Consider the following 26,461-nt stretch of genomic DNA (forward strand, 5'->3'; position numbering starts at 1 on the left):
GGCTGTGAGGCCATTGAGCGAATAAATTTCATCTGGTTCGCCTGTGTTGCCTGGCGATGATGCAAGGTACTGGTGCTATATACAGGTGTGGGTAGATACTTGTTCCTGTTTCCACTCAAGCCCCCGTCTTTTCATGATCCCTGCCTTCATATGATGCAACGCAAAATCATCCACATCGATTGTGATTGCTTCTATGCGGCCATCGAAATGCGCGATGACCCGCAGCTGGCCCGCAAGCCTTTGGCAGTGGGCGGCTCAGCAGAGAGGCGGGGAGTGATCGCTACCTGCAATTATGAGGCGCGGGCGTACGGTGTGCGATCGGCCATGTCATCGCGGCATGCGCTGGCCTTGTGCCCGGACCTGGTCATCGTCAAGCCGAGAATGGATGCCTATCGTGAGGCATCGAAAGAGATCCATGGGATCTTTCGCGACTACACCGACTTGATCGAGCCGTTATCGCTGGACGAAGCCTACCTGGATGTCTCCGACAGCTTGAGTTTTTCCGGTAGCGCCACGCGCATTGCCCAGGACATTCGTCGCCGGGTCTCCAACCAGTTGCATATCACGGTGTCGGCCGGTGTCGCGCCGAACAAGTTTCTGGCCAAGATCGCCAGCGACTGGAAAAAGCCCAACGGACTGTTTGTGATTACCCCGGATCAAGTGGAGGATTTCGTCTCCGAGCTGCCGGTGGGAAAATTGCACGGCGTGGGCAAGGTGACTGCGGACAAGCTGGGGCGGCTGGGCATTGCCAACTGCTTGCAACTGCGGGACTGGGGCAAGCTGGCGCTGGTGCGCGAATTCGGCAGTTTTGGCGAACGGCTTTGGGGCTTGGCCCGGGGTATCGATGAGCGACCGGTACACAATGACAGCCGCAGGCAATCCATCAGCGTGGAAAATACCTACGATGTTGACCTGCCGGATCTAGAGAGCTGCCTGGAGAAATTGCCCGAGCTGATGGCAACCCTGGCCGGGCGGATAGAGCGCATCGATAGCAGCTATCGGCCAGGCAAGCCGTTCGTCAAGGTGAAGTTCCATGACTTTACCCAGACCACCCTGGAGCAGGCCGGGGCCGGGCGTGACCTGGACAGTTATCGGCAGTTGCTCAGCCAGGCCTTCAAGCGTGGTGGCAAGCCCGTGCGCTTGCTGGGGATTGGTGTGCGTCTGCATGACTTGCGCGGTGGCCATGAACAGCTGGAGTTGTTCCAGGGTCAGTAGCGGGCGTTGGGTGCCATGGCGGGTCCATGGCACGGGGGGGGAGGGTCAGTTGCTGCCGGGGTCGGCTACCAGGCGGCCTGCATTCTTGGTCAGTGACTTGAGAAACTCTTTTTGCAGCTCAGGATCGTTGCGAGTCAGCTCGATCAGGCTCTGCTCCAGTTCGCTCGCTTCTTCTTCCAGGCCCAGCTGCGACAGGCGCTTGACCCGGTGTACCCATTCGCTCACTTCGTCGTCTTCAAGGTCGTCGTAGATCAGGGCGTGGGCCTCCAGCAATTTGCTGCGCAAGCCATTGCTGATGCTCAGGGATGAGTCCGAATGCACTTCATCCTGTGCATCCTCGACGCTGATCTGCAGCTTGCCGATTTGCTTCAGGTCCTGTTCGGAAAAAGGATCGTCCAACAGGTTCAGGCGCAAGATGCCATTGCGATCGGTGCTCAACTCATAACTTTGCTTGCCGACCTTGACCTGTACCGGGCGTTCGCTCCAGGGCAGGCTCGAATATTCCACGCGTTTGTCACGCTGGACTTCGTCGATCGCCGCCAGGTTCTGCTGGGCACGACCATGGGATGGCATGTTCATGAACGGGTTGAGCCCGGATACGCCGTAGCTGAGCCAGTCCTTGGTGACGCTGTCCGGCAGGTTGCCCAGGGCGAATACATTGACCACGTTGGCGCCAGCACCGGCCACCAGGGCTACTGCGCCCAGCGGGATCTCGTAGACCTTGCGCCAGGGCTGGTAGGGCGTATAGCGGTCGTAGCGGCGCGTGACTTCGAACTCGGTCACTTCGAAAGTCTTTTGCTCGTGGATGCGTACCCGGCGTTGCGGCAGCTCAAGCACCTTAGGCTCACCGACATCGATTTGCAGGCTGTGGTCGAGCAGTTTGCGCTCGATCCGCTCCTCGTGTTCGCTGCGTTGCGACATTTGGTTGGCGCAGCCGCTGACCAGCAGGGCGCCGCACAAGGCGGCGCCACCGAGGCTTAAGGTGTTTCGCTTGAGCATGACGTCTCTATCTGGTTTCAGCGACGGATACGGGCTTGGAGGAAGGACAATACGTCGGCTGCAGGCAGCGCTTGTGCCTCGGCCTCGGTACGGCTCTTGTACTCCAGGTTGCCATCGGCCAGGCCGCGGTCGCTGACCACGATCCGGTGTGGAATACCGATCAGTTCCATATCGGCGAACTTGATACCCGGGCTGGTCTTCTTGTCGCGATCGTCCAGCAGGACCTCGAAGCCGGCGGCGGTGAGCTGCTCATAAAGCTTGTCGGTCGCTTCGCGAACCAGATCGGTTTCATAGCGCAGAGGAACCAGGGCGATCTGGAATGGCGCCAGGGTATCGCTCCAGATGATGCCTTTCTCGTCGTAGTTCTGTTCGATGGCGGCAGCGACCACGCGGGAGACGCCAATACCGTAGCAGCCCATTTCCAGGGTGACCGGCTTGCCGTTCTCGCCCAGCACTTCGCACTTCATCGCCTGGCTGTACTTGTTGCCCAGCTGGAAGATGTGCCCGACTTCGATGCCGCGCTTGATTTCCAGCACGCCCTTGCCGTCCGGGCTTGGATCGCCGGCTACCACGTTACGCAGGTCGGCCACGGCTGGGACCGGCAGGTCGCGTTCCCAGTTCACGCCGAAGTAGTGTTTGTCGTCGATATTGGCGCCCACACCGAAGTCGCTCATCAGCTCCACGGAGCGGTCGATGATGATCGGCAATGGCAGGTTCACCGGGCCCAGGGAACCGGCGCCAGCGCCGATGGCGGCGCGCAGCTCGGCCTCGGAAGCCATGACCAGCGGATCGGCAACGCCAGATTGCTTGGCGGCCTTGATTTCGTTGAGTTCGTGGTCGCCACGGATGATCAGGGCGATCAGCTTGCCTGGCTCTTCGGCATGCACCACCAGGGTCTTGACGGTCTTCTCGATCGGCAGGTTATAGCCTTCCACCAGTTGCGCGATGGTCTTGGCGTCAGGAGTGTCTACCAGGCGCATGGCTTCGGTTGGTGCAGGGCGCGAGGTTTCACGAGGCAGGGCCTCGGCTTTCTCGATGTTCGCCGCGTAGTCGGAGCCATTGCTGAAGATGATGTCGTCTTCGCCGGATTCGGCCAGTACGTGGAACTCGTGGGAGCCGGCGCCGCCGATCGAACCGTTGTCCGCTTCCACTGGACGGAACTTCAGGCCCAGGCGGGTGAAGATATTGCAGTAGGCCTGGTGCATGCGGTCGTAGGTGACCTGCAACGACGCTTGGTCGGCGTGGAAGGAGTAGGCGTCCTTCATGATGAATTCACGACCGCGCATCAGGCCGAAGCGTGGACGAATCTCGTCACGGAACTTGGTTTGGATCTGGTACAGGTTCAGCGGCAACTGCTTGTAGCTGCTCAGCTCGTTACGGACCAGGTCGGTGATCACTTCTTCGTGGGTCGGGCCGGCGCAGAAGTCGCGGTTATGGCGGTCTTTCAGGCGCAGCAGCTCAGGACCGTACTGTTCCCAGCGGCCGGACTCCTGCCACAGCTCCGCGGGCTGGATGCCCGGCATCAACACTTCAAGCGCACCCGCGGCGTTCATTTCTTCGCGAACGATGGCTTCGACCTTGCGCATTACCCGCAGGCCCATCGGCAGCCAGGTGTACAGGCCGGAAGCCAGTTTGCGGATCATGCCGGCGCGCAGCATCAGCTGGTGGCTGATCACGACCGCGTCGGAAGGCGTTTCTTTTTGTGTGGCGAGCAAATATTGACTGGTGCGCATGGTAGGCCGTTGTCGGTTGCTTAAGACTGGAAGTGACGGAGCATTGTACGGGCGAGTTCCGTTGGCGTACAGAACTGTGCTTGGAGGGGGGGTAAGGGGAGCGAAAAGCCCGCAACCCCCGGGATTTTCTAGGATTCTTCGCCGACGGCATTGCCGTTGGTGGTGGTTTCGGCTTCAGGCTTGGGACCGTCGCGACGGCTTTCCTGGAACCAGTGCACGGCGATCAGGATCAGTGTCGGTACTCCGAGCATCGCAGTGATGAAGAAGAAATCGTGATAGCCGAACTTCTCCACCATGACTCCCGAATAGCCGCCGATCAGGCGTGGCAGCAACAGCATGATGGAGCTGAGCAACGCATATTGGGTCGCCGAGAACTTGAGGTTGGTCAGGCTCGACAGGTAGGCGACGAATGCTGAAGTGGCCATGCCTGAACTGAAGTTGTCCAGGGAAATGGTGACGATCAGCATCTTCAGGTTCGGCCCCATGTCGGCGAGCATGAGAAACAGCAGGTTGGTCGCGGCGGACGCGGCGCCACCGATGAACAGGATCGGCAGGATGCCGAAGCGCACGATCAGCAGGCCGCCCATGCCGGCACCGATCAGGGTCATGATCAGGCCGAAGATCTTGCTGACCCCAGCGATCTGGTCCTTGGTGAATCCCTGGTCGATATAGAACACGTTGGCCATGACCCCCATGACGGTGTCCGACATGCGGTAGGTGGCGATCAGCCCCAGCAACAGGAAGGCTTGCCAGCGGTAGCGCAGGATGAAGTCGTTGACGGGCGTCAGCACCGGTGCCAGGCCTCGACGGCCCATGGCCGACAAGCACAGTGCAGTGAGGGTTATGTAGAGAATGGCGCGCAGGAAGGCCCGGTCTTCCAGCAGCAGGTCCAGCAGGCTGACGCCGTGGAAGATCACGCTGGCGAAGTCGGTGTTGTACAACTGGGTGAAGGTGGCGGGCACGGAAACCAGCAGCACGATCAATACGAATACCGAGATCAACTGGTGGGCGAAGCTGTAGCGCCCGGCCGATAGCTGGGTGCGCAACGGCACCGCCGGTTCACGCATCAGCAAGGTGGTGACCAGGGCCGGGATCATCAGGACCCCGAACAGCACATAGGTGCCGGTCCAGGCCGAATGTTTGTAGCTGAAGCCGGTGGAGCCGAAGCCCTCGGCAAAGAACAACGCGCCAGCGGTAGCCAGCAGCACCGCTACCCGATAACCGGACATGTAGCTGGCTGCCAGGGCCGCCTGGCGGCTATCGTCGGCGATCTCCAGGCGGTAAGCGTCGATGGCGATGTCCTGGGTGGCCGAAGCGAAGGCTACGACCACGGCGATGGCGATCAACCAGGAAAGATGCTTCTGCGGATCGCAGAAACCCATGCCGATCAGGCCGAGAATCACCAGCGCTTGTGCCAGCACCAGCCAGGAACGTCGTCGCCCCAGTTGGCCCAGCAACGGCAGGCGCCATTGGTCGAGCAGGGGCGACCAGACCCATTTGAAGGCATAGGCCAGGCCGATCAGGCTGGCATAACCGATGGTCTCGCGGGCCACACCGGCCTCGCGCAACCACACTGAAAGCGTCGAGAACACCAGCATGTAGGGCATGCCGGCAGCGAAACCAAGCAGCAACAGCACGAGCGTCGAGGGGCTGGCATAGGCGGCAAGTGCGGCGCGCCAGGTTTTACGGGGCATGGGCTGGAGTCTGCCTCAAGAATTACGGAAACAAAGCGCGCACTCTAACCGCTGTGCTCTACCGGGCGCCAGCCATGACGTTGAATATCCACGCGATTGTTGCGTACAGGGACTCCCTCGTCGCGCAGTCGCGCGCGCTGTTCGTCGCCTGATGGGCTACCGGCCGGCAGGCTGATGCGGCCGCCGGCACCCAGCACCCGGTGCCAGGGCAGGCTGGTGTCTTCGGGTAGTTGGCTGAGGGTACGGCCTACCCAGCGGGCCGCCCGTCCCAGGCCCGCCATTTCTGCCAGTTGGCCATAGCTGACCACCTTGCCCTGGGGAACCTGGGCAAGGGTCAGGTACAGCGCCGTGCGTCGGATTTGTGCCGGGGTTTGTGGCGCTTCGGTGGGCTCGGTCACATTCGCGGTTCCAGATAAAAGGAAGAGGCCCTGCTCGATTGTGCTGATGAAAGGCAAATGAGGATTGAACTCACTCTCAATACCCTGGTCAGTCGTGATTAAGGCATTATTCGGTGGGAATAATGCCGCTTTTTTGCAAGATCGAGTCCTGTATTTACTTATGTTGTCTAGAACTTTGCTGTGTTTCGCGGTACTCGGCGCCTCCATGCCGGTTTGGGCCGATACCGTGTGGTTGAAAAATGGCGACCGCCTCAGTGGCAAGATCAAGGTTTTCGATGGTGGCAAGCTACTGATCCAGACTGATTATGGCGGCGCCATCTCGATTGACTGGAAGCAGGTCAAGACCCTGGAGAGCGACCAGGAACTGCTGGTCAAGCAGGACGCCTACTCCGGAGAGAAGGCCAAGTCTTTGCAGCCGGCGGCAGAGGGCAAGGTCACCCTGGCCAATGGCGAAGCGCCCAGGACCGTGGAACTGGCGAGTATCCAGCAAATCATGAAGCCCAAGCCGCTGGTGGAAGACATCGTGTGGAAGGGCAATGTCGACCTTGCCCTGGACTACAAGCGGGCGGAAAAGGATACCGATCGTTATGACATCGACTTCAAGACCTCGGCGCGCCACGGTGCCTGGAGGCATAACGCCGAAGGCGAGTACAACCGCGAATTCCAGAACAAGGTGGTGACCACTGATAACTGGAGCGCCGAGTACGCCCTGGACCGTTTCATTACCCAGCAGTGGTTCTGGCAGGGGCGCTTGACCTACAAGCGCGACAAGGTCGAGGAGCTCAAGCAACAGCGGGTGGTGGGTACCGGTCCCGGCTACCAGTTCTGGGACGATGAACTGGGCGCCTTCTCCCTGGGGTCGTTGCTCAACCGGACGGACTACGCCTATGCCAGTGGCGGCAAGGACAACTTCTATTCCCTGGCCATGAAGTGGGACTATAACCGTTACCTGATTGGCAAACGGGTCGAGTTCTTCACTGGTGGCGAGGTCAGCAAGCCGCTTTCCGGGGTGGCCGACTATGCCCTCGATGCCGAATTGGGGTTGCGTTACAAGGTCACTGACTGGGCTTCGCTGAACCTCAAGGCCGAAAAGGACCTGATTCGTGGTACGCAAAGCAGCGACCTGGACAAGACCCGCTACACCGTAGGTTTCGGCGTGGCTTGGTAAGTTCGGATCTGCTGGCCTGCGGGGGAGGGGAAACCTGCAGGTACAAAAAAGCCCCGCTGATGAGAGCGGGGCTTTTTACTGGATCAGTGCAAGTTAGATAACTTGTACTTCTTCAGCTTGCATGCCTTTCTGACCGCGGGTAGCGATGAAAGAAACCTGCTGGCCTTCTTTCAGGGTTTTGAAACCGTCAGCCTGGATGGCTTTGAAGTGTACGAACAGGTCGTCACCGGATTGTGGGGTGATGAAGCCGAAGCCTTTTTCATCGTTGAACCACTTAACGGTACCGGTTTGGCGATTAGACATGGTGTATCTCCTTGGACAAAGTTAACTGCGACTCAGGAAAAGCCTGGGCCGAGACTGAGTGCAAAGAGCAGGAAAAATTCTTGGAGATGGTTGGATCGAAATTCAACATCGTGTAGAGATTCTCAGTGACACAAGCAGCACAGTGGCGCCACCTTAACCCTTTTTCCTGAACGTGCCAATGGTCAGTGCGAAGGTTTCTCAGTTTTCGTGATCGATGGCTGGGTGACTGCCTTCCAGCCCTTGAAAATCGTGGGATGGAGCAAGAAAAGCCCCCTGGACTTTGAACCCTGCCTCGCGCCCCGGTAAGATGCCGTTCAGAATTTTTCACCTCGTTATTTCAGGACATCCGCCATGAGCATCAAATCGGACAAGTGGATTCGCCGCATGGCGCAAGAGCACGGCATGATCGAACCGTTCGTCGAGCGCCAAGTGCGTGGCGAGCACGACAGCCGGGTCATTTCCTTCGGCGTTTCCAGCTACGGCTACGACGTACGCTGCGCCGATGAATTCAAGGTATTCACCAACATCAATTCGGCCACCGTCGACCCGAAGAACTTCGACGCCGGCAGCTTCGTCGATGTGAAGAGCGATGTCTGCATCATCCCGCCGAACTCTTTCGCCCTGGCCCGTACCGTCGAGTACTTCCGTATTCCGCGCAACGTACTGACCATTTGCCTGGGCAAGAGCACCTATGCCCGTTGCGGCATCATCGTCAACGTGACCCCGCTGGAGCCGGAGTGGGAAGGCCACGTGACCCTGGAGTTTTCCAACACCACGACCTTGCCGGCGAAAATCTACGCCAACGAAGGTGTGGCGCAGATGCTCTTCCTGGAGTCGGATGAAGAGTGCGAAGTGTCCTATAAGGATCGTGGCGGCAAGTACCAGGGGCAACGTGGCGTGACCCTGCCGCGCACCTGAATCCGTTCGTCTGACGAACAGCGGGAATTCCTGGGCAGGCAGACACTCTATTGGAGTGTCTGCCGGTACGCGCAAGGCGTACCGGGTACAGCCCAGGAGTGCCCCATGAAGATAGATCCTCTAATAAGTGCCACTTTGGCGAGGTTGGAACCCAATCAGGTTGGGGTACTGGCCTGGACCCTCCTGGCGCACCCTCCTGTCAGCATGGCCGGCGGTATTCCTGGCCAGCCAGATCCTGATTCCCCCCAGCCTCCCGAACCCCACGAACCGGGCGAACCGACATTGCCGGACGAGCCGCCACCGGTCCCCGTGGCCTGACTCTTCCTTGTGTCCTTGCCCGTGTCCAAGTTGTGAATACGGGCAAACCTTGGCTGCTACTTCAGGTTGCCGCTGAGAAACTGCTGGAGTCGCTCGCTCCTGGGATTGCCCAGTACGTCTTCGGGGGCTCCTTCTTCCTCCACCAGGCCCTTGTGCAGGAACAGCACCTGGCTGGAGACCTTGCGGGCAAAACTCATTTCGTGGGTCACCATGATCATCGTCCGGCCCTCTTCCGCGAGGCCCTGGATCACCTTGAGCACTTCTCCCACCAGTTCCGGGTCCAGGGCCGATGTGGGCTCATCGAACAACATGACCTCCGGTTCCATGGCCAGGGCCCGGGCAATGGCTACCCGCTGTTGCTGGCCGCCGGAGAGAAAGGCCGGGTACTGGGTGGCGACCCGGGCCGGTAGGCCGACCTTGTCCAGGTAGCGTCGGGCCCGTTCCTCGGCCTCCTGGGTGCTGACCCCCAGCACCCGGCGCGGGGCCATCGTGATGTTCTCCAGCACGGTCATGTGGCTCCACAGATTGAAATGCTGGAACACCATGGCCAACCGGGTGCGTATTCGCTGTAGCTCAGCGGGATCGGCCACATGCATACCATGGTGGTCCTTGACCATGCGGATCTGCTGGCCGTCCAGGCTCATGGCGCCATCGTTCGGGGTCTCCAGGAAGTTGATGCAACGCAGGAAGGTGCTCTTGCCCGAGCCGCTGGCACCGATCAGGCTGATCACGTCGCCAGTCTTGGCCTTGAGGGAAACCCCCTTGAGCACTTCATTATCGCCATAGCATTTATGCAGGCCTTCAACGGTCAATTTGTACATGGGGCGTGCATCCTCAAGGCGAAAGTAGATAGCCGCTGCGATAGGCCGCATGGCCTGCGACATGGGCGATCGCCATGCCGGCCGTGGCCATGCGGCGCAGGGAGCGGGCGTACATGAGCCCGGCATTGGTGCAATGTATGGGAGTGACCCGATCATTGATCGGGTCGATGATTTCGGCCAATTGCTGTCCGGCTTCCAGGTACTGCCCTGGCAAGGCCGTGAAGACCAGCAGGCCGCCCACTGGCGTCACCACCGGCTCGACCCCGGCCAGGGGCGTGGCCGGGAATGGCAGGTCGGGCAGCTCCGGCGCCTGGCCGTCAATGGCGCCGTAGTGGGTCAGGTAGTCCAGCAGGGCCTGGCAGTCCTGGCTGGCGGTGGGGTGATCGACATCGCCCTGGCCACGCAACTCGAGTGTGACCGCAAAGCTTCCAGGAGCAATGGCGAAGCGCTCGCCAAAGCGTTGTTGCAGCCGCCACCAGAACAGGGTGAAGCATTCGTCGAATGACTGGCCCCCTGAGTCGGTGGCCAGCAGGCTGGCCTGGGAGCCGATATAGCGGGCCAGGGGTTCCACGTGTGTCCAGGCTTCGGGAGTGGTGTAGAGGTGCTCAACCGCTTCGAAGTCGCAATGCAGGTCCAGCACCATCTCGGCATCGCAGGCCAGCCGCTGCAGGACCAGGCGCAGGGATTGCAATTGTGTCTCGGTGTGCTGGCGCGACAGGGCATCGGCCAAGTGTCGGCGGATCAGCTCGAGGTTGTGCCGCGGGTCGTCGTTGAGCAGCCCGGCGACGGCGTCACCCACCTGCTCGCTCAGGTCGCTGAACCAGCGATTGAAGTTCTGTCCGCTCTCCTGTTCATAGCGTCCCAGGGGAACGTCCATCAGTACCTGTTCCAGGCCGATGGGATTGGCCACCGGTACCAGGACGATCTGATGGCGCAGGCGGCCACTGGCCTCGAGTTGTCCCAGGCGTTGCTTGAGATGCCAGGCCACCAGCATGCCGGGCATTTCGTCGGCATGCAGGGAGGCCTGGATGTAGATCTTGCCCGGGGCCTGGGCGGGGCCGAAGTGAAAGCTGTGGACCTGCCGCGCGGTGCCCGGCAATGGGGCGAGCAGGTCGTGGATTTCATGACGCATTGCTTGGGTTTCCTGCTGCAAGTCCTAGTGAGCCGGGCCGAGAAAGGCCAGCCAGCGACGTTCGGCCAGGCGGAACAGGCCCACCAGGGTGAAGGTCACGCACAGATAGATGAGGGCGGCGATGCCGAACGACTGAAAGGTCAGGAAGGTCGCCGAGTTGGCGTCGCGAGCGATTTTCAGCACGTCGGGAATGGTCGCGGTGAAGGCCACCGTGGTGGAGTGCAGCATCAGGATCACTTCATTGCTGTAGTAGGGCAGCGAGCGACGCAGGGCCGAGGGCATGATCACATGGGCATACAGCTTCCACCCGCTCAAGCCGTAGGCCTTGGCGGCCTCGACCTCGCCATGGGCCATGCTGCGGATCGCCCCGGCGAAGATCTCCGTGGTATAGGCGCAGGTGTTCAGGGCGAAGGCGAGGATGGTGCAGTTCATCGCATCGCGAAAGAACGCATCCAGTACGGGCTGGGCGCGGACGGCGGCGATGCTGTAGATGCCGGTGTAGCAGATCAGCAACTGGATATAGAGCGGCGTGCCGCGGAACAGGTAGGTGTAGAACTGCACCGGCCAGCGCACCAGGCGCCGGGGCGAGACCCGGGCGATCGACAGCGGGATCGACACCAGGAAACCGATGGCGATCGAGGCCGTGAGCAGCCACATGGTCATGGCCAGGCCGGTGATGTGGTAACCGTCGCTATAGAGGAACGGGCGCCAGTATTCCTGCAGGAGTTCGATCATCGCACGGCCTCCCGAGCGCCTGCGGCATAGCGCCGTTCAAGCCGACGCAGGACGAAATTGGAAGCGCTGGTGATCAGCAGGTAGATCAGCGCCGCCAGGATCAGGAAGTAGAACAGCTGGTAGGTACTCTTGCCGGCATCCTGGGCGGCCTTGACCAGGTCGGCCAGGCCGATGATCGACACCAGGGCCGTAGCCTTGAGCATCACCATCCAGTTGTTGCCGATACCAGGCAGGGCAAAGCGCATCATCTGCGGGAAGACCACGAAGCGAAAGCGTTGGCCGCGCTTGAGGCCGTAGGCGGTGGCCGCTTCCACCTGGCCTCGGGGCACGGCGAGAATCGCGCCACGGAAGGTCTCGGTGAAATAGGCACCATAAATGAAGCCCAGGGTGATCACCCCGGCGCTGAACGGATTGATCTCGATGTATTCCCACTCCATGAAGTCGGTGAAGGAGGTCAACCAGGTCTGCAGGCTGTAGAAGATCAGCAGCATCAGCACCAGGTCGGGCACGCCGCGGATCAAGGTGGTGTAGAGCTGGGCAGGTATGCGTAGCAAGGCAAGGCTGGAGAGTTTGGCGCTGGCACCGATCAGGCCCAGCAGCACGCTGACCAGCAGCGACAGGACCGACAATTTGACGGTCATCCAGGTACCTTCCAGCAGCAAGGGGCCGAAACCCTTCAGGCTGAACGCGGAAAGCCCCAGGTTCGTTAGGAGTTGTTCGAGCATCGATCAGTGACCTGTGACGATAAAAAAGGCGCCCATCGAGGATGGGCGCCGGCAGGTTATTTACCGCTGTAGAGGTTCAGGTCACCGAAGTGTTTTTTCTGGATGGTGGCGTAGGTGCCATCATCGTGTAACGCTTTGATACCTTTATCCAAGAGCGCTTTCAGCTCTTTGTTACCTTTCGAGATACCCACTGCAGTCTTGGCCGGCAGCAGGGGGTCGTCCACGGGTTTGCTGATCTCATAGTCGGCGCCCTGGGGCGATTTGAGGAAGCCCAGCTCGGCTTGCAGCATGTCCTGGATCGAGGCATCCAGGCGCCCGGAAGTCAGGTCGGCATAGACCTGGTCCTGGTTCTGGTAGGCCTGGGTCTTGATCCCGGCCTTGTCCAGCACGGCCTTGGCGTAGGCTTCCTGGATGGTGCCCTGCTCGTAACCGATGGTCTTGCCCTTGAGCGAGGCGGTGTCTTCGCTCAGCCCCGAGCCTTTCTTGAACACGAAGGCGGTGGGGCCCGAGAACAGCTCGTTGGAGAAATCGATCACTTTTTCCCGGGCCGCAGTCACGGTCATGGACGAGATCACACCATCGAACTTGTTGGCCTTGAGGCCCGGGATCATGCCGTCGAAGTCGCTTTCGACCCATTTGCACTTGACCTTCAGCTCGGCGCAGATGGCGTTGCCCAGGTCGATGTCGAAGCCCACCAGGCTGCCGTCCGCGGCTTTGGACTCAAAAGGGGCGTACGAGGGATCGACGCCGAAGCGCAGTTCCTTGTACTCCTTGGCCAGGGCCGAGCCGGCGGCCATGCACAGAGCCAGTGCAGAAAGGGTCAGCAATGCTTTTTTCATTATTCAATCCCTAAGAGCCGATATGAGCGCTTGTGGCGCATGGGTGCTGTTACTGCAGCGTATGAGACTTAATGAAAGTAGCAATTTCCGAACCAGAGTCCCGAACAGGTGTTTTAAAAGCTCGGGCTGAGCGGCGGACAAGCAGCGGCGTGCGTTGAAAGAGGGCGGTTTTGGGGAGGGGCCAGGACGGTGCGGGGTGCAGGCAGAGCGTGCTCCACGGGCGCGCGATGCGGTGCCAGGGGCGGATGTTGCCCTGGGTTGGTGCGGCTGGTTATCGAGGCACAACCGCCTGCGCAGGGCGCAGGCGGGAGAGTCTGGCCTGCGGTGTTACTTGCCAGGAACCAGGGTCAGGCGGGTCTTGCCGTAGCTACGGTCGAAGTTTTGCGGTTGCATCGGGAGGCTCAGGTACTGGGCCTTGAGCCAGCCATCGATACCGTTGGCATAGTTCGGGCTGACCGGGTTGCCGGACTGGCCACTGCTATTGAGGCCCATCAAGGGTTCGCTGAGGCCGAAGTCGACGATGAAACGCAGGGCCGGAGTCGCCGTGATGGTGAAATCCTGTCCCCAGTGGTACGGCGCCGCGTTGAGGGTATTGTGGTCGCCCCCGGCCTGCAGCGGGCCACGGATGGCTTTGCCGTTGTCGTCGGTCCAGCGATAGCTGTGCAGCTTGCCCCACTGCCAGGACTTGCGATCGCTGCTCAGCAACTGCTCGCCCTTGGTGATGCTGGCGGCCAGGCTGCGGGCCAGGATCGCCGGTTTATCCTCCTTCTGCGGGGTGCGCGAATCGTCCCAGAATGGGCTGTCTTCCCGGCCCAGCAGATGATCGGCCTGGGCGGCGTAGGACTGCTCGCCATTGGCGATGAAGGCCTGCCAGGGCGCTGCGGATTCCGGGCCCAGTTTGTCGAGGAAGATCTGCCGGGCGCTTTCCTGCAGGAACAACTCATAGAGCGCTGCGTCCGCCGAGCCCGCGCTGATCTTGCCGTCGAACGCCATCAACCGGCTGTAGGCCTCGCGAGCCTTGGCCCGCTCGGCGTCGGGCAGGGCCTCGATGGCTTTCTTCAATGGCTGGGCCATGCCGGGGGCTTCGAACATGGTCTTCAGCTTTGCGGCGAACAGGCTGGTCTGGTCGTATTGCAGGGCGATCAGGCTGCGACTGTCCTGCTTGCCGCTGGAGGCCAGTGCCGCCATGCGCTCGGCGCGTTCCGGGGCGTACCAGGAATTGGACAGCTGCATGCCGTAGCCATGGGGGATCACTCGCTGGTTGGCAATGGCGATCCAGCCCTGGGGCGGGTCCTGGTCATAGGGGTGGAGCATCGGGTCGGCATAACCATCCCAATCGTAGCGGCCGTCCCAGCCCGGGGAGGGCAGCAGGCCTTCGCCTTCACGGCGATTGGGGAAGCGGCCGGTGACTTGCCAGCCGATGTTGCTGGCATCGGCGAACACCAGGTTCAGGGCAATGGCCCGGATTTCCCGGCTGGCGTCCGAGGCCTTCTCGGCATTCTGGGCCCGGGACAGGTCGAAGAAGGCGTCCAGGGTGCGGTCGTCCTTGAGTTCGGGGGTCTGCAGCGCCAGGCCCAGGCCGTTGGCCAGTGCATACCCCTGGACACTGTTGAGCAGCGGGCCGTGGCGGGTTTCGTACACCGCCTCGCGAATCGGCCGCTGGCCTTTGACGAAGTAGGTCTCATTGCGCACGGTCACCGGCTGCCATTTGCCGTTGTTCTGGTAGTACAGCGAGTTGCCCTGGCGCTTGAGTTTTTCCAGGAACAGGTCCTGGTTGTCGCCCACCACCGAACTCAGGCTCCAGGCCACCTTGCCATTGAAGCCCTGGAGAATGGCTGGCAGGCCGGCGATCGAGGCGCCGGCGGCCTGGTACTTCGGCGCCCGGATCTGGACGTAGTGCCAGGCGGCGATCTGGCTGTCGCTGGCCAGCAGGCTGCGGCCACTGCGGCTGCGCTGGGGAGCGATGGCCAGGCTGCTGCCGCCGCTGAGGCCCAGGCTGTTGAGCTGGGCCAGCCGGTTGGCCGCCTGGCTGACGTCGCCCAGCCCGGGAATGGCCAGGTTCAAGCCCTTGAGCTTGTCGGCCTCGGCCAAGGGCAGAGGCTCATCGGGGTAGCTGGGGGTCAGCCATGGCAGCTTGTCGGTGCCGACTTTTTGCGCCAGTACCAGGGTATTGATCTCTTCGAGCAGGTTGGCGGACTGGCCGAAATTCAACAGGCAGAAGATCAGCGCCGAATCCTCGGCCTTCCAGTATTCGGGGGTATAGCCATGGGCCGCCAGGTCCGGTGGCAGCTTGTCGCGATAGCGGAACAGGTAGGCGTTGACGCCCCGGGCATAGACTTCGAAGAAGCGCTTGATCCGTGGCGACGAGGCCTTGTAAAGCTCGTCGGCGCTTTTCTTCAGGTTGACCGCGCGCATCAGGCGATCGACGTCCAGGGCCTCGGCACCGGACATCTCGGCCAAGCGGCCCTGGGCCAGCAGGCGCAGGGTCACCATCTGGCCGATGCGATCGCTGGCATGCACGTAGCCCAGGGTGAACAGGGCATCGTGGAAGCTGTTGCTTTCGATCAGGGGAACGCCGACGGCGTTGCGTCGCACGGAAACGTTCTGTGCCAGGCCCTTGAGGGGTTGCACGCCAGAGGCCGGAGGCAGGCTGTCCTGGGCATTCCAGGACTGGCATCCGGTCAGGCTCAGGGCGCCGGCCACTGCTGCGGCGACGCCGAACCGGGGAAGAAAATGTAAGAAGGCTGGCGAGGCCATGGCAAAGCTCCTGCGGGGGGTAGCGTCGATAAAGGCGCTACGTTAGTGAGCAGGCGAGTGCCGCGCAAGCGGGGCGACAGGTATTTGTCGGGCGCTGCGCACATGACCTTCGCCAGCAGGCCGGCGGACGGTGGGCGGACGCCTTGATCAGGCCGGGTTGACCCGCTCCACCAGGGCATAGGCACGCTCGGTGGCCGGACGCGCCTGGATGCTGTCGAACCAGCGGTGCAGGCGGGGGAAGTCCTCGAGTCGCTGGCTCTGTTTCTTGTGGGACGCGACCCATGGATAAATCGCCATGTCGGCAATGCTGTACTGCTGGCCGGCGACGAACGGCCGGTCTGCCAGGCGCCGCTCCAGCACCCCGTACAGCCGCGCCGTTTCATCGATGTAGCGCTTGATTGCGTAGGGAATCTGTTCCGGTGCGGCATGGCTGAAGTGATGGTTCTGCCCGGCCATCGGTCCCAGGCCCCCCATTTGCCAGAACAACCACTGCAGGGTTTCCTGGCGGCCGCGCAGGTCCTTGGGCAGGAACTGGCCGGTTTTTTCCGCCAGGTACAGCAGGATGGCGCCGGACTCGAACAGCGACAGAGGCGCGCCCCCGTCGAGGGGTTGGTGATCGACGATGGCCGGTATGCGGTTGTTGGGGGCGATCCTGAGGAAGTCAGGCTTGAACTGTTCGCCCCGGCCAATGTTGACCGGGTACAGGGTGTAGGGCAGTCCGGCTTCTTCCAGGAACAGGGAAATCTTGTGACCGTTGGGGGTGGTCCAGTAGTACAGGTCGATCATGCAGTGCTCCAGGTGGGAAGTATCCGGGGTCAACGACAGCAAATTCGGGGGCTGGTTACTCGATGGCTCGCTGGGCAAGGGAGGCCATGCTGAAGTGGGTACAATCCGCTGATCGTCCCGGGAGAATCGACTCCATGTCCCTCAACGCTGATACGGCACTGATCATCATCGACCAGCAACAAGGCATCCTGCACCCGCGGCTTGGCCCGCGCAACAACCCTCAGGCCGAGGAGCGCATGTTGCAGTTGCTGGCCCACTGGCGTGACCGAGGCTGGCCGGTGATTCATGTACAGCATCTGTCGCGCTCCACGGAGTCGGTGTTCTGGCCCGGGCAAGCCGGAGTGGAGTTCCAGCCACGCTTTCGCCCGCAGGGGGCCGAAGGGCTGCTCCAGAAGCAGGTGCCGGACGCATTTTGCGCCAGCTCGCTGGAAGCGCAGTTGCGCCAGAAGGGGATCGGGCAATTGGTGATTGTCGGCGTGGCCACCAATAACTCAGTAGAGGCAACGGCGCGGACGGCTGGCAACCTGGGGTTTGCTGTGTGGGTGGTGGCCGATGCCTGCTACACCTTCGACAAGCCCGATTTTGCCGGACGGCGACGCTCGGCCCAGGAGGTACATGACATGTCGCTGGCCAATCTGCATGGCGAGTACGCCACGGTGGTGAATCTGGAACAGCTCCTTGCAGGAACTGCCTGATAGGAGGAGCGCTTGCCGGCAAGCCAGTGCCGGCAGGCGTCGGTTCACGGCTTGATCAGGCGCCGTGGCACTTCTTGAACTTCTTGCTGCTGCCGCATGGGCAAGGATCGTTGCGACCGACGTCTTTCAACGCGTTGCGCACAGGCTCCTGGTGGCCGTGGTTGCAGTGCGGGCCGTGAACATGGCCATGGTCGTGATCATGATGGTCGTGATCGTGGTTGCAGTCAGGGCCATGGACATGGGGTTGCTGGGTCATTGCGGGTCACTCCGGGATAAAATCGCCGGGAATTATCACGCCATTGCGCTTCAGGTGCACGTCTTTGCCGATGAATAATCCCACCTCCAGTTCTCCTTCCAGGCGGTAGGGAATGGGATGGTCGGGCTTGTGCAGGAGTTTCACCAGGTCACGAATCTGCGGCCACAGGTTGGTGCGTACCGGCACCTTGAAGTAGCGGCTGCTGTGGGGGCTGACGGTGAACCATTGCTCATGCTCACCGTCGCTGAGCAGGAAGCGCTCCAGGTAGACCCGATAGGTCAGGCGGCGCACGGTCAGGTCGTCGTCGTTGGGGTTGTCTACCCGCAGGTGCAAGGTGAAGCGCTGTTCCAGCAGGTTGGCCTTGACCACCTCGACCTTCACCAGATGCACCTCGGGGGCGGGCTGCTCGTCGGTGAACCAGGACGCGCAACCGGACAGGCCCAGGATCACTGGCAGGCAGATGGCGCGTAGCAGGCGTAGCTCACCAAACATTGCAAGACTCCCTTTGTAGTGGCTGCTGCCCATCCTGGGCCTGGATCGATCTTCAGCGGATGAAGTAGCTGGCGCAGCACTTCTTGTATTTCTGTCCACTGCCACAGGGGCACGCGTCGTTGCGCCCAGCCTTGAGGGGCACCGTGGGGTCGATGAAATACCAGCGTCCCTGGTTCTGGACGAAGGACGAGCGTTCGCGATGGCTGTGCTCGCCCTGGCTATCGTGCCAGCGGGCGGTGAAGGTCACGAAGGCGTGTTCGGGCTGGCCGCCGAAGACCTCCGAACTTTCCACGTGCAGCCCCAGCCAGGTGCTTTGCGCGCTCCAGTCGCTGATGGACTGGCGATCCAGACCCGGCTGCTGCACCGGCAGGGTCGTGGCCAGCAGGTAATCCACCTGCCCCAATACATAGGCGCTGTAGCGCGAGCGCATCAGGGCTTCGGCGCAGGGCGCCGGATGGCCCGCGTGGTAGTGGCCGCAGCAGGCATCCAGCAGGTTGCCGCTGCCGCAGGGACAAATCGAGGCACTCATTGTGTTACCACCAGTACTTTCCAAAATTTTCCGGGTTTGCCCAGAAGCGTGAGTTGAGCCAGTCGGGCACTTGCTTGTATTCAAGCAGATCGTAGGTAAACAGCGTCAGCACCTGCTGTTCCCGCTGGAAGCGTTCGCTGGCTTGCAGGGCCAGGGAGAAGAAATCGGTTTCCTGCCAGTTGCACGCGGCCAGGTCGGCCAGCACGGCGATACGGCTGGCATTGAGATTGCGAATGCCGCCCAACAGGTTCAAGCCGTCGCGCTTGGGCAGGTGCTCCAGGCAATCCACCGCCAGGGCGAGGTCGAAGCGTCGTGCCGCCAGGTCTGCCGGCAAGGGGCCGGGGGCGGCCTGGAAGACGTCGCATGCAGGGTGGGCTTGCTTGAAGGCAGCCAGGGCCGGGAAGTCGCTGGCCCCGATCAGCAGCAGCTGTTTGGGTGCATAGCGCTCCAGCAGGGCGGCCAGTGCCTGTTGTGGTGTTCGGGAAGAAATGCTGGCGCTCATCATCGGTCCTCGGTCAGAGCGCCCAAGACTAGCGTGCCGGCATCCTCGGGCCTAGAGCGGTTCGCCAGTTAATCCACGATCCCCCCGTATTTACGGGACAAAACCGGGGCTGGCCCTTTGCTGGCGCAGATCAATAGCCAGGTCTTTACTCCGTGAATCGGCCTCGAGCCGATCCCTGAGGAGAAATCAGATGAGCATCATTCGTACGGCAGTACCCCTGGTTCTGTTGACCGGTGTGTTGACTGGTTGTGCAGGCCTGCAGAAAACCGACTGGCCGATCTGCGCCGCGGTGGGTGGCGTCACGGGCGCGGCGCTGGGCGCCACCGAAAGCTCGGCATGGGCGGGCGGTGGCGCACTGTTTGTCGGCGGCCTGGCAGGCGCCTACTGCTGGGTGCATGGCGATGGCGACGAGGACGGCGATGGCGTGCCGGACAGTCGCGACAAGTGCCCGCATACGCCCAAAGGCGTGCAGGTCGATGCCAACGGCTGCCCATTGCCTCCACCCGTGGTGGAAGAGGTCGTGGTGGTCAAGGAAGAAACCATCGTCATTCGCGATGTGCACTTCCATTTCGACTCGGCCAAGCTGACCGATGCCGACAAGGCCAAGCTCAACACCATCGTGACTCGCCTGAAGCAGGAGTCCGCTTCGGCGCAGCTGCGCGTGACTGGCCATACCGACAGCGTCGGCAAGGCAGCCTATAACCAGAAACTGTCTGATAAACGCGCTCACTCGGTGGTGGAGTACCTGATCGAGAACGGCGTTTCCCGCTCCAGCTTCGTTTCGGTCACCGGTGCCGGTGCCAGCAAGCCGGTGGCGGATAACAAGACAGCTGAAGGACGGGCGATGAACCGGCGCACCGAAATCCAGATCAATCGTTGAGGCATATCGCCCCGCGCGTCCCATGGAGCGCGCGGGGTCCCGGGGGCATTTCAGAAGAGGGTGACCAGAAGATCAGGGGCGCGATCCTCGTCGATCCGGCAGCTAAACTGTCGTCGGGGGAGAATTTGCATCGCCCTCTGGCTTATCCCGGTAAGAAGTCGTTACTGTGCGCGCAAAGAATAATTCACAAGGGGAGCATATGAAGGTTTTATGGGGGCTGGGGAAGTTTCTAACGCTGGTGTTTTGGCTGGTGGTGTTGATCAACCTGGCCAAGCCATTGATCAACCCGCTGCACCTGCTGGTCAATCTGGCCGGTTGTCTCTTGTTGCTGACCCACCTGCTGGAGCTGGCGCTGTTCAATGGCAGCCTCACGGGGCGGGCGCATCCCTGGCGTGATCGCTTGCAGATCCTGCTGGTAGGCGTCTTCCACCTGCAAACCCTTCCAACCCCTGTCGTTGTCGAGGCCGACCATGCGTAAGCTCTGCCTGCTCGCCCTATTGTGTAGCCCCCTGGCCATGGCCCAGGACGTCAAGGTCGACACCAACTCGTTCATGCGGTTGCCCAATACCGCCAGCACCTTGCAGTTGCAGCGGCTGGACGTCGCCGACCATGCCACTTTGCTGGTGCCGGCCAATGTAACCGAGCTCAAGGTCGAGCAGATGCACTTGGGACGCGAAGCGCGGATTGCCATCGTGCCCACGCAGCAGAGCCTGCAGTTGCTGGTCCGACATGCGCAGTTGGACGCTGGCAGCCAGATCACCTCCCGAGGAGCGCCGGGTACCTATGAGAAGACGGCCAAGCCCGGTCGCAACCTGAATTTGCGCATCGAGTCGCTGGACGCCCAGGAGTTGTCGGTGGATGCCCGGGGCGGTGCCGGGGCACCAGGGTATGTCGGTCTCGATGGTGCCAATGGCCAGGAGCCTGGCTGCACCTGGGGCGAGGCCGGGCGTGGTGCCGATGGCGACAATGGCGGCAACGGGCACCCAGGCGCGGCGGGTGGCCAGGTTCGCCTGGAGCTGCCGCGGGATTTCCCGAGTGAGCAGATCAAGGTCCTGGTCGATGGTGGCGCCGGTGGCCTGGCCGGTGTCGGTGGCAAGCCGGGGGCCGGTGGCAAGTCCAAGGGCTGCCTGGTCTATCGCACCGATGGCGGCAAGAGCGGGCGTCCCGGCGCCCAAGGCGAGCCCGGGGCGGTGGGCGCGGCAGGGTCTCTGACGGTGCAGCGCCTGTAGCCGTTCCGTCAGTCGCCTATATAGATCGCCCGCTTTCGCGGGCGATTTCGTTTCAGAAGGTCGGTCGGGCTGCCGCCAGGGCCACCAGCAGCAGGCCGATGATCAAGTTGATGCCTACCAGGCGGCGGATTCGCCCCAGCACCGCGGCCCCGGCCGGCCAGTCCTGGCTCGCCACTGCCTGGCGCAGCTCCGGCAGTTGCAGCGACTGGATGCGGATGAACAGGGCAGTCATCACCAGATAGATCCCCATCATGATCTGCACATAGCGCGGAGCGGTTTCAAAACCGTTGAAGCGCAAATGCAGCAGGCCGATGCCACTGATCGGCAGGATCACCACCGCTACCCAGACCCAGGCGAAAAAACGCGGGAATACCTGGGCCCACAATTGAAGCCGCTGTGGGCCCTCCAGGGCCGCCACGGCTGCAGGGCGCAGGACCATCCAGGCGAAAAACATGCCGCCAACCCAGACCAGGGCGGCCAGGACGTGCAAGCTGTAGGCGAGGGCGAAAGCGGTCATTCGGGTACTCCGTTCTGCGCAGGATGAATTAGCGGGGTATGATAGCGGCCGATTCGAACCACTGAAAATTTATCCAGCGTTTTGTGCGCCTGAAGAACCATGATCAGCAACGAACTCAAAACCACGATCCAGGGCGCCTACTCGCGTTTTCTCGAAGCCAAGAGCCTCAAGCCGCGCTATGGCCAGCGCCTGATGATCGCCGAGGTGGCCAAGGTCCTGGGTGACGTCGATACCGACGACGAGGGCCGGCGCAGCGGCGATCCGGCGGTGGTCGCGGTAGAGGCTGGCACCGGTACCGGCAAGACCGTGGCCTACAGCCTGGCGGCGATCCCCACGGCCAAGGCCGCCGGCAAGCGCCTGGTGATCGCCACCGCCACCGTCGCCCTGCAGGAGCAGATCGTCTACAAGGACCTGCCCGACCTGATGCGCAACAGCGGCTTGAACTTCAGCTTCGCCCTGGCCAAGGGGCGCGGGCGCTACATGTGCTTGTCCAAGCTCGACATGCTGCTGCAGGAAGGCCACGCGCAGACCGCCACCGCCCAGCTGTTCGAGGAAGAAGGCTTCAAGATCGAGGTGGACGAGGCCAGCCAGAAGCTGTTCACCAGCATGATCGAGAAACTGGCCGGCAATAAGTGGGACGGCGACCGCGACAGCTGGCCCAACGCCCTGGAAGACGCCGACTGGGCGCGCCTGACCACCGACCACAGCCAGTGCACCAATCGCCATTGCCCCAACTTCGGCCAGTGCGCCTTCTACAAGGCCCGGGAAGGCATGGGCAAGGTCGACGTGATCGTCACCAACCACGACATGGTCCTGGCCGACCTGGCCCTGGGCGGCGGCGCCGTACTACCCGACCCGCGCGACACCCTCTATGTGTTCGACGAAGGCCATCACCTGCCGGACAAGGCCATCGGCCACTTCGCCCACTACACTCGGCTGCGCTCCACCGCCGATTGGCTGGAACAGACCGCCAAAAACCTCACCAAGCTCCTGGCCCAGCACCCGCTGCCGGGTGACCTGGGGCGGCTGATCGAGCAGGTGCCGGAGCTGGCGCGGGAGATCAAGACCCAGCAGCAGTTCATGTTCACCGCCTGCGAGCAGATCGCCGATTTCAAGACCGGTGAAGACATGGAAGGCCGCGAGCGGCCGCGCCATCGTTTTGTCGGCGGGCTGATTCCCGATCACATGCGCGAGATGGGCATCGAGCTGAAGAAAGGCTTCTCGCGACTGACCGACCTGTTCACCCGCCTGACCGACCTGCTCAAGGAAGGCATGGATGGCGAGGTCAACATCGGCATCGCCAGCAACCAGGCCGAGGAGTGGTACCCGCTGTTCGGCAGCCTGCTGGCCCGAGCCTCGGGCAACTGGGAACTGTGGACGGCCTTCACCGTCGAGGACCCGGAGGACAACCCGCCCATGGCCCGTTGGTTGACCCTGGCCGAGAGTGGCTCGCTGTTCGATATCGAGGTCAACGCCAGCCCGATCCTGGCCGCGGAAATGCTGCGCCGCAACTTGTGGAACGTGGCCTACGGCGCCCTTGTGACCTCGGCGACCCTGACCGCCCTGGGCACCTTCGACCGCTTCCGCATGCGTGCCGGCTTGCCGAAGAAAGCGGTCACCGCCGTGGTGCCCAGCCCGTTCCACCATGCCGACGCTGGCGTGCTGCGGGTTCCCGACCTGCGGGCCGACCCACGGGATGCCGCGGCCCATACCGCTGCGATCATTCGCGACCTGCCGGAACTGGTGGAAGGCTCCCGGGGCAGCCTGGTGCTGTTCTCCTCGCGCAAGCAGATGCAGGACGTGTTCGACGGCCTGGATCGCGACTGGCGCAAGCAGGTGTTCATCCAGGGCAACCTGTCCAAGCAGGAGACCCTCAACAAGCACAAGGCCCGGGTCGATGGTGGCGATTCCAGTGTGCTGTTCGGCCTGGCCAGCTTCGCCGAAGGGGTGGACTTGCCTGGCGCCTATTGCGAGCACGTGGTGATCGCCAAGATCCCGTTCTCGGTTCCGGACGATCCGGTGGAGGCCGCGCTGGCGGAGTGGATCGAGGCCCGGGGCGGCAATCCGTTCATGGAAATCTCGGTGCCGGATGCCTCTCTCAAGCTGGTCCAGGCCTGTGGCCGGCTGCTGCGTACCGAGCAGGACCGCGGCACCATCACCCTGCTGGATCGGCGCCTGGTCACCCAGCGCTATGGCAAGGCGATCCTCAACGCCCTGCCGCCTTTTCGCCGGGAAATATCCTAGGCTGGCCCAGACCGCATTGCGCCGGGCAGGCGAGCACGCCGCCCGGCGACGGCTTGGGTATCCACATCGTCCAGGGTATTTTCCCTGGTTTACCGGGCAGGGCCGCACCTTTGCGCGCCCCGCTGTCTATTTCACGTCAATGCTTGAGCACCGGCCGCCCAGCGGCCCTACAAGGAGAAACCGGCCCATATGATTCGCCGCTCGTTGCCCGTCGTACTTGCCCTGTTGTTTGCCGCGCCTGTGTTGGCGGCCCCTGCCGGACAACAAACGTTGTTCAACTTTGTCCGCCCGGCCTCGGTGGTGCAGGTAGCGACCCAGGATGCCAACCTGCCGCAGTACAACGCCGAACAGACAGCCGAGGGTGAAGTGCTGCGGCGGGTGACGTTCAATCCGACGCTGCGTCCCAGCTTGCGCCTGAGCCCCCAGGAGGGTGCCTGGGACTGGTCGCAATCGGGGCTGATGAGCCTGCGTATCCAGAGTGCGATGAATTGGGCCCTGACCCTCTACGTGACCATCCAGAGCAACGATGGCCAGACCCTGGTCAGCCGAGTCGATTTACCCGCCGGCCCGGCGCAGACGCTGCTGGTGCCCTTGGTGGCCAGCAGTGCCCTGGAGCAGGGCATGAAGGCTGCGCCGCCGATGCCCATGACCGTGGACGGCCAGCGCATCCTGCTGGCCAGCAGCGAAGGGCAGCTGGACCGCAGCCAGGTGGTATCGGTGACCCTCTCTCTGGACAACCCCAAGGCTTCGCAAAGCATCCTCCTCGAGCGTTTTGGTGTGCAGGACAGCGAGGGTGTGGTTCGTGCCGTGTATGGCTCCCTGGTGGATGGCTATGGCCAGTCGACCCGGGACCGCTGGCCGGAGAAGGTCGCCAGCGACGAGCAGCTCAAGGCTGCAGCCAGCAAGGAGCAGCAACAGCTCAAGGGCTGGCTCGCCGAGCGCGAAAAGGCCCCCCTGGATCGCTTTGGCGGCTTGAGCCAGGGGCCGGCCTTCAAGGCCAGCGGCTTCTTTCGCACCCAGAAGCGTGATGGTCGCTGGTTCCTGGTGACTCCCGAGGGGCATCCGTTCTATTCCCTGGGGGTCAACACCCTGGCTGCGGACAACAATCGTACCTATGTCGCCGGGCGCGAATGGATGTTCAGCGACCTGCCCAAGGACGGCGAGCCGCTGGCGGCCTACTACGGTGACGGCGACAACCGTGGCGGCAACGGTGCCGACCGGGGCCGGGGCTACAACAGCGGGCGCTGGTACGACTTCTACCGGGCCAACCTGCAGCGTACTTATGGCGCACCTTGCGCCGCTGCTGGCGCGGCCGTGTCGGCGCCCGACCAGGCGGCCCCCTGCGCGGCACCGGGGTTCGACCAGAAGCGCTGGCTCGGCCACACCCTGGACCGCCTGCAAGCCTGGGGTTTCAACACCATCGGCAACTGGAGCGCGCCGGCCCTGGGCCTGGCCGCCCGGGTGCCCTACACCCTGCCGCTGTCGATCGTCGGCGACTACGCCAGCATCAGTACCGGCAGCGATTGGTGGGGCGGCATGCCCGATCCCTTCGATCCGCGCTTTGCCATGGCCACCGAGCGCGCCGTGGCCATCGCCGCCCGGGATCATCGTGACGATCCGTGGTTGATCGGTTACTTCGCCGACAACGAGCTGGCCTGGGCAGGTCCGGGAAATGACGCGAAATCTCGCTTCGCCCTGGCCTACGGCACTTTGCGCCTGACCACCGATGTCCCGGCCAAGCGCGCTTTCCTCAAGCAACTGCGCGACAAGTATCGCAACCAGCAGGGGCTGTCCAAGGCTTGGGGGATCGATCTGCCGGCCTGGGAGTTGCTGGAAGACCCGGGCTTCGAGGCGCCGCTGCCAAGCCCCGAGCATCCCGAGATCGAGGCTGACTACCGGCATTTCCAGCGAGTCTTCGCCGACACCTACTTCAAGACCATCGCCGATTCGTTGAAGTGGCACGCCCCCAACCACCTGCTGCTGGGAGGGCGGTTTGCCGTCAGCACACCTGAGGCGGTGGCGTCCTGCGCCCAGTATTGCGACGTGCTGAGCTTCAATATGTACACCCTCAAGCCCCAGGACGGGCAGGACTTCGCCTACCTGCGCAGTCTCGACAAGCCGGTGCTGGTCACCGAGTTCAACTTTGGCTCCCGGGATCGCGGCCCGTTCTGGGGCGCAGTCACCGAACTGGCCCGGGAGGAGGAGCGGGGACCGGCCTATGCCAACTTCCTCAAGCAGGCGCTGAGCGAGCCATCCATCGTCGGAGTGCACTGGTTCCAATACCTGGACCAGCCGGTGACCGGACGCCTGCTGGACGGTGAGAACGGTCATTTCGGCCTGGTGGGTATTACCGATGTGCCGTTCCAGGGCTTTGTCGAGACCGTGCGCAAGGGCAACCTGCTGGCGTTGGAGCAACTGGGCAAGGCCGCGCAGCTCGCGCGGGCCCAGGCCGAGCAGGCGGCCGCCAGCGGGCCTGCGGCGCAAAACCGGAACGCACCGAGCGCCACGGGTGAAGCGCACGCTGGTGGCCATTCCGGCAACGGCCACTGACGACTTTCGGGCCCCGCCGGGTGGGC

The 26,461-nt window shown here is 62.4% G+C and carries 27 protein-coding genes; 10 read left to right on the forward strand and 17 right to left on the reverse strand.

The window, feature by feature from the left end; all coding sequences use genetic code 11:
• Nucleotides 1-150 precede the first annotated feature (150 nt).
• Complete coding sequence (gene dinB, locus ATY02_RS07860; protein WP_068608071.1) at nt 151-1,215, forward strand: DNA polymerase IV; 1,065 nt, start codon at nt 151-153, stop codon at nt 1,213-1,215.
• A gap of 45 nt (nt 1,216-1,260) precedes the next feature.
• On the opposite strand, the gene ATY02_RS07865 is transcribed toward dinB, so the two are convergent.
• The 4 genes from ATY02_RS07865 to ATY02_RS07880 form a co-directional block, all read right to left on the reverse strand.
• Nucleotides 1,261-2,214 (reverse strand): hypothetical protein, encoded by a 954-nt coding sequence (locus ATY02_RS07865; RefSeq protein ID WP_068595828.1) that lies wholly within the window; start codon nt 2,212-2,214, stop codon nt 1,261-1,263.
• Between the two features lie 17 nt (nt 2,215-2,231).
• Complete coding sequence (locus tag ATY02_RS07870) at nt 2,232-3,947, reverse strand: proline--tRNA ligase (protein WP_068581826.1); 1,716 nt, start codon at nt 3,945-3,947, stop codon at nt 2,232-2,234.
• 128 nt (nt 3,948-4,075) lie between these two features.
• Nucleotides 4,076-5,641 carry an AmpG family muropeptide MFS transporter gene (locus tag ATY02_RS07875; protein WP_068581829.1) on the reverse strand — a complete coding sequence of 522 codons (1,566 nt, stop codon included), beginning with the start codon at nt 5,639-5,641 and terminating at the stop codon, nt 4,076-4,078.
• Nucleotides 5,642-5,685: 44 nt separating this feature from the next.
• The gene (locus tag ATY02_RS07880; RefSeq protein ID WP_068581832.1) at nt 5,686-6,039 is read right to left on the reverse strand and encodes an MGMT family protein; all 354 of its coding nucleotides are present in this window, start codon (nt 6,037-6,039) and stop codon (nt 5,686-5,688) included.
• A 160-nt stretch (nt 6,040-6,199) separates the two neighbouring features.
• Between ATY02_RS07880 and ATY02_RS07885 the strand changes: the two genes are divergently transcribed.
• Nucleotides 6,200-7,207: a DUF481 domain-containing protein gene (locus tag ATY02_RS07885; protein WP_068581835.1), complete on the forward strand. Its 1,008-nt coding sequence runs from the start codon at nt 6,200-6,202 to the stop codon at nt 7,205-7,207.
• A 93-nt stretch (nt 7,208-7,300) separates the two neighbouring features.
• On the opposite strand, the gene ATY02_RS07890 is transcribed toward ATY02_RS07885, so the two are convergent.
• Nucleotides 7,301-7,510: a cold-shock protein gene (locus ATY02_RS07890; protein WP_017902777.1), complete on the reverse strand. Its 210-nt coding sequence runs from the start codon at nt 7,508-7,510 to the stop codon at nt 7,301-7,303.
• A 351-nt stretch (nt 7,511-7,861) separates the two neighbouring features.
• Here ATY02_RS07890 and dcd point away from each other — a divergent pair, with 351 nt between their 5' ends.
• A complete protein-coding gene (gene dcd, locus ATY02_RS07895) occupies nt 7,862-8,428 on the forward strand; it encodes a dCTP deaminase (RefSeq protein WP_012313046.1) in 567 nt (188 codons plus the stop codon).
• Between the two features lie 105 nt (nt 8,429-8,533).
• Nucleotides 8,534-8,746 carry a hypothetical protein gene (locus ATY02_RS07900; protein WP_083235678.1) on the forward strand — a complete coding sequence of 71 codons (213 nt, stop codon included), beginning with the start codon at nt 8,534-8,536 and terminating at the stop codon, nt 8,744-8,746.
• A 56-nt stretch (nt 8,747-8,802) separates the two neighbouring features.
• Here ATY02_RS07900 and ATY02_RS07905 read toward each other — a convergent pair whose 3' ends face one another.
• From ATY02_RS07905 to ATY02_RS07935, 7 genes are all read right to left on the reverse strand, one after another.
• Entirely contained in the window at nt 8,803-9,567 is a 765-nt protein-coding gene (locus ATY02_RS07905) for an ABC transporter ATP-binding protein (RefSeq protein WP_068581838.1), read from the reverse strand.
• A 13-nt stretch (nt 9,568-9,580) separates the two neighbouring features.
• Nucleotides 9,581-10,699 carry a succinylglutamate desuccinylase/aspartoacylase family protein gene (locus ATY02_RS07910; protein ID WP_068581840.1) on the reverse strand — a complete coding sequence of 373 codons (1,119 nt, stop codon included), beginning with the start codon at nt 10,697-10,699 and terminating at the stop codon, nt 9,581-9,583.
• 24 nt (nt 10,700-10,723) lie between these two features.
• Nucleotides 10,724-11,434, reverse strand: a complete 711-nt coding sequence (locus ATY02_RS07915) for an ABC transporter permease (protein WP_068581843.1) — start codon at nt 11,432-11,434, stop codon at nt 10,724-10,726.
• Nucleotides 11,431-12,159: an ABC transporter permease gene (locus ATY02_RS07920; RefSeq protein WP_068581847.1), complete on the reverse strand. Its 729-nt coding sequence runs from the start codon at nt 12,157-12,159 to the stop codon at nt 11,431-11,433. Before ATY02_RS07920 ends, ATY02_RS07915 begins: the two co-directional genes overlap by 4 nt.
• Before the next feature lie 56 nt (nt 12,160-12,215).
• Complete coding sequence (locus tag ATY02_RS07925) at nt 12,216-12,998, reverse strand: transporter substrate-binding domain-containing protein (RefSeq protein ID WP_031321029.1); 783 nt, start codon at nt 12,996-12,998, stop codon at nt 12,216-12,218.
• 327 nt (nt 12,999-13,325) lie between these two features.
• The gene (locus ATY02_RS07930) at nt 13,326-15,755 is read right to left on the reverse strand and encodes a penicillin acylase family protein (RefSeq protein ID WP_068581851.1); all 2,430 of its coding nucleotides are present in this window, start codon (nt 15,753-15,755) and stop codon (nt 13,326-13,328) included.
• 147 nt (nt 15,756-15,902) lie between these two features.
• Nucleotides 15,903-16,541: a glutathione binding-like protein gene (locus ATY02_RS07935; RefSeq protein WP_068581854.1), complete on the reverse strand. Its 639-nt coding sequence runs from the start codon at nt 16,539-16,541 to the stop codon at nt 15,903-15,905.
• Between the two features lie 134 nt (nt 16,542-16,675).
• On the opposite strand from ATY02_RS07935, the gene ATY02_RS07940 reads away from it, so the two are divergent.
• Entirely contained in the window at nt 16,676-17,236 is a 561-nt protein-coding gene (locus ATY02_RS07940; protein ID WP_068581857.1) for a cysteine hydrolase family protein, read from the forward strand.
• 55 nt (nt 17,237-17,291) lie between these two features.
• Here ATY02_RS07940 and ATY02_RS07945 read toward each other — a convergent pair whose 3' ends face one another.
• The 4 genes from ATY02_RS07945 to ATY02_RS07960 are packed head-to-tail and all read right to left on the reverse strand — an operon-like array spanning nt 17,292 to nt 19,015.
• A complete protein-coding gene (locus ATY02_RS07945) occupies nt 17,292-17,492 on the reverse strand; it encodes an SEC-C metal-binding domain-containing protein (protein ID WP_010221064.1) in 201 nt (66 codons plus the stop codon).
• 6 nt (nt 17,493-17,498) lie between these two features.
• Nucleotides 17,499-17,984 (reverse strand): LEA type 2 family protein, encoded by a 486-nt coding sequence (locus ATY02_RS07950; protein WP_068581864.1) that lies wholly within the window; start codon nt 17,982-17,984, stop codon nt 17,499-17,501.
• Nucleotides 17,985-18,036: 52 nt separating this feature from the next.
• Complete coding sequence (locus tag ATY02_RS07955; protein WP_068581866.1) at nt 18,037-18,513, reverse strand: YchJ family protein; 477 nt, start codon at nt 18,511-18,513, stop codon at nt 18,037-18,039.
• 4 nt (nt 18,514-18,517) lie between these two features.
• Nucleotides 18,518-19,015, reverse strand: a complete 498-nt coding sequence (locus ATY02_RS07960; protein WP_068581869.1) for a DUF6231 family protein — start codon at nt 19,013-19,015, stop codon at nt 18,518-18,520.
• A 190-nt stretch (nt 19,016-19,205) separates the two neighbouring features.
• Here ATY02_RS07960 and ATY02_RS07965 point away from each other — a divergent pair, with 190 nt between their 5' ends.
• From ATY02_RS07965 to ATY02_RS07975, 3 genes are all read left to right on the forward strand, one after another.
• Nucleotides 19,206-19,895: an OmpA family protein gene (locus tag ATY02_RS07965; protein WP_068581871.1), complete on the forward strand. Its 690-nt coding sequence runs from the start codon at nt 19,206-19,208 to the stop codon at nt 19,893-19,895.
• A gap of 199 nt (nt 19,896-20,094) precedes the next feature.
• Nucleotides 20,095-20,373: a DUF1145 domain-containing protein gene (locus tag ATY02_RS07970; RefSeq protein ID WP_068581884.1), complete on the forward strand. Its 279-nt coding sequence runs from the start codon at nt 20,095-20,097 to the stop codon at nt 20,371-20,373.
• Nucleotides 20,366-21,124 carry a hypothetical protein gene (locus ATY02_RS07975; RefSeq protein ID WP_068581887.1) on the forward strand — a complete coding sequence of 253 codons (759 nt, stop codon included), beginning with the start codon at nt 20,366-20,368 and terminating at the stop codon, nt 21,122-21,124. The genes ATY02_RS07970 and ATY02_RS07975 overlap by 8 nt, the downstream gene beginning before the upstream one ends.
• A 52-nt stretch (nt 21,125-21,176) precedes the next feature.
• Here ATY02_RS07975 and ATY02_RS07980 read toward each other — a convergent pair whose 3' ends face one another.
• The gene (locus ATY02_RS07980) at nt 21,177-21,641 is read right to left on the reverse strand and encodes a CopD family protein (protein WP_068581889.1); all 465 of its coding nucleotides are present in this window, start codon (nt 21,639-21,641) and stop codon (nt 21,177-21,179) included.
• Between the two features lie 99 nt (nt 21,642-21,740).
• On the opposite strand from ATY02_RS07980, the gene dinG reads away from it, so the two are divergent.
• Both dinG and ATY02_RS07990 read left to right on the forward strand, forming a co-directional pair.
• Nucleotides 21,741-23,885 carry an ATP-dependent DNA helicase DinG gene (dinG, locus tag ATY02_RS07985; protein WP_022642691.1) on the forward strand — a complete coding sequence of 715 codons (2,145 nt, stop codon included), beginning with the start codon at nt 21,741-21,743 and terminating at the stop codon, nt 23,883-23,885.
• A gap of 189 nt (nt 23,886-24,074) precedes the next feature.
• Nucleotides 24,075-26,435, forward strand: a complete 2,361-nt coding sequence (locus tag ATY02_RS07990) for a beta-galactosidase (protein ID WP_068581890.1) — start codon at nt 24,075-24,077, stop codon at nt 26,433-26,435.
• Nucleotides 26,436-26,461: the final 26 nt, after the last annotated feature.

The sequence above is a fragment of the Pseudomonas sp. BIOMIG1BAC genome, assembly GCF_001705995.2.
Lineage (GTDB): Bacteria > Pseudomonadota > Gammaproteobacteria > Pseudomonadales > Pseudomonadaceae > Aquipseudomonas > Aquipseudomonas sessilinigenes.

Bases quoted from the DNA above. Each gene is read 5' to 3' on its own strand.
- dinB (WP_068608071.1), top strand. From the start codon at position 151: ATGATGCAACGCAAAATCATCCACATCGATTGTGATTGCTTCTATGCG.
- ATY02_RS07865 (WP_068595828.1), bottom strand. From the start codon at position 2,214: ATGCTCAAGCGAAACACCTTAAGCCTCGGTGGCGCCGCCTTGTGCGGC.
- ATY02_RS07870 (WP_068581826.1), bottom strand. From the start codon at position 3,947: ATGCGCACCAGTCAATATTTGCTCGCCACACAAAAAGAAACGCCTTCC.
- ATY02_RS07875 (WP_068581829.1), bottom strand. From the start codon at position 5,641: ATGCCCCGTAAAACCTGGCGCGCCGCACTTGCCGCCTATGCCAGCCCC.
- ATY02_RS07885 (WP_068581835.1), top strand. From the start codon at position 6,200: ATGTTGTCTAGAACTTTGCTGTGTTTCGCGGTACTCGGCGCCTCCATG.
- ATY02_RS07890 (WP_017902777.1), bottom strand. From the start codon at position 7,510: ATGTCTAATCGCCAAACCGGTACCGTTAAGTGGTTCAACGATGAAAAA.
- dcd (WP_012313046.1), top strand. From the start codon at position 7,862: ATGAGCATCAAATCGGACAAGTGGATTCGCCGCATGGCGCAAGAGCAC.
- ATY02_RS07900 (WP_083235678.1), top strand. From the start codon at position 8,534: ATGAAGATAGATCCTCTAATAAGTGCCACTTTGGCGAGGTTGGAACCC.
- ATY02_RS07905 (WP_068581838.1), bottom strand. From the start codon at position 9,567: ATGTACAAATTGACCGTTGAAGGCCTGCATAAATGCTATGGCGATAAT.
- ATY02_RS07910 (WP_068581840.1), bottom strand. From the start codon at position 10,699: ATGCGTCATGAAATCCACGACCTGCTCGCCCCATTGCCGGGCACCGCG.
- ATY02_RS07915 (WP_068581843.1), bottom strand. From the start codon at position 11,434: ATGATCGAACTCCTGCAGGAATACTGGCGCCCGTTCCTCTATAGCGAC.
- ATY02_RS07920 (WP_068581847.1), bottom strand. From the start codon at position 12,159: ATGCTCGAACAACTCCTAACGAACCTGGGGCTTTCCGCGTTCAGCCTG.
- ATY02_RS07925 (WP_031321029.1), bottom strand. From the start codon at position 12,998: ATGAAAAAAGCATTGCTGACCCTTTCTGCACTGGCTCTGTGCATGGCC.
- ATY02_RS07930 (WP_068581851.1), bottom strand. From the start codon at position 15,755: ATGGCCTCGCCAGCCTTCTTACATTTTCTTCCCCGGTTCGGCGTCGCC.
- ATY02_RS07935 (WP_068581854.1), bottom strand. From the start codon at position 16,541: ATGATCGACCTGTACTACTGGACCACCCCCAACGGTCACAAGATTTCC.
- ATY02_RS07940 (WP_068581857.1), top strand. From the start codon at position 16,676: ATGTCCCTCAACGCTGATACGGCACTGATCATCATCGACCAGCAACAA.
- ATY02_RS07945 (WP_010221064.1), bottom strand. From the start codon at position 17,492: ATGACCCAGCAACCCCATGTCCATGGCCCTGACTGCAACCACGATCAC.
- ATY02_RS07950 (WP_068581864.1), bottom strand. From the start codon at position 17,984: ATGTTTGGTGAGCTACGCCTGCTACGCGCCATCTGCCTGCCAGTGATC.
- ATY02_RS07955 (WP_068581866.1), bottom strand. From the start codon at position 18,513: ATGAGTGCCTCGATTTGTCCCTGCGGCAGCGGCAACCTGCTGGATGCC.
- ATY02_RS07960 (WP_068581869.1), bottom strand. From the start codon at position 19,015: ATGAGCGCCAGCATTTCTTCCCGAACACCACAACAGGCACTGGCCGCC.
- ATY02_RS07965 (WP_068581871.1), top strand. From the start codon at position 19,206: ATGAGCATCATTCGTACGGCAGTACCCCTGGTTCTGTTGACCGGTGTG.
- ATY02_RS07970 (WP_068581884.1), top strand. From the start codon at position 20,095: ATGAAGGTTTTATGGGGGCTGGGGAAGTTTCTAACGCTGGTGTTTTGG.
- ATY02_RS07975 (WP_068581887.1), top strand. From the start codon at position 20,366: ATGCGTAAGCTCTGCCTGCTCGCCCTATTGTGTAGCCCCCTGGCCATG.
- ATY02_RS07980 (WP_068581889.1), bottom strand. From the start codon at position 21,641: ATGACCGCTTTCGCCCTCGCCTACAGCTTGCACGTCCTGGCCGCCCTG.
- dinG (WP_022642691.1), top strand. From the start codon at position 21,741: ATGATCAGCAACGAACTCAAAACCACGATCCAGGGCGCCTACTCGCGT.
- ATY02_RS07990 (WP_068581890.1), top strand. From the start codon at position 24,075: ATGATTCGCCGCTCGTTGCCCGTCGTACTTGCCCTGTTGTTTGCCGCG.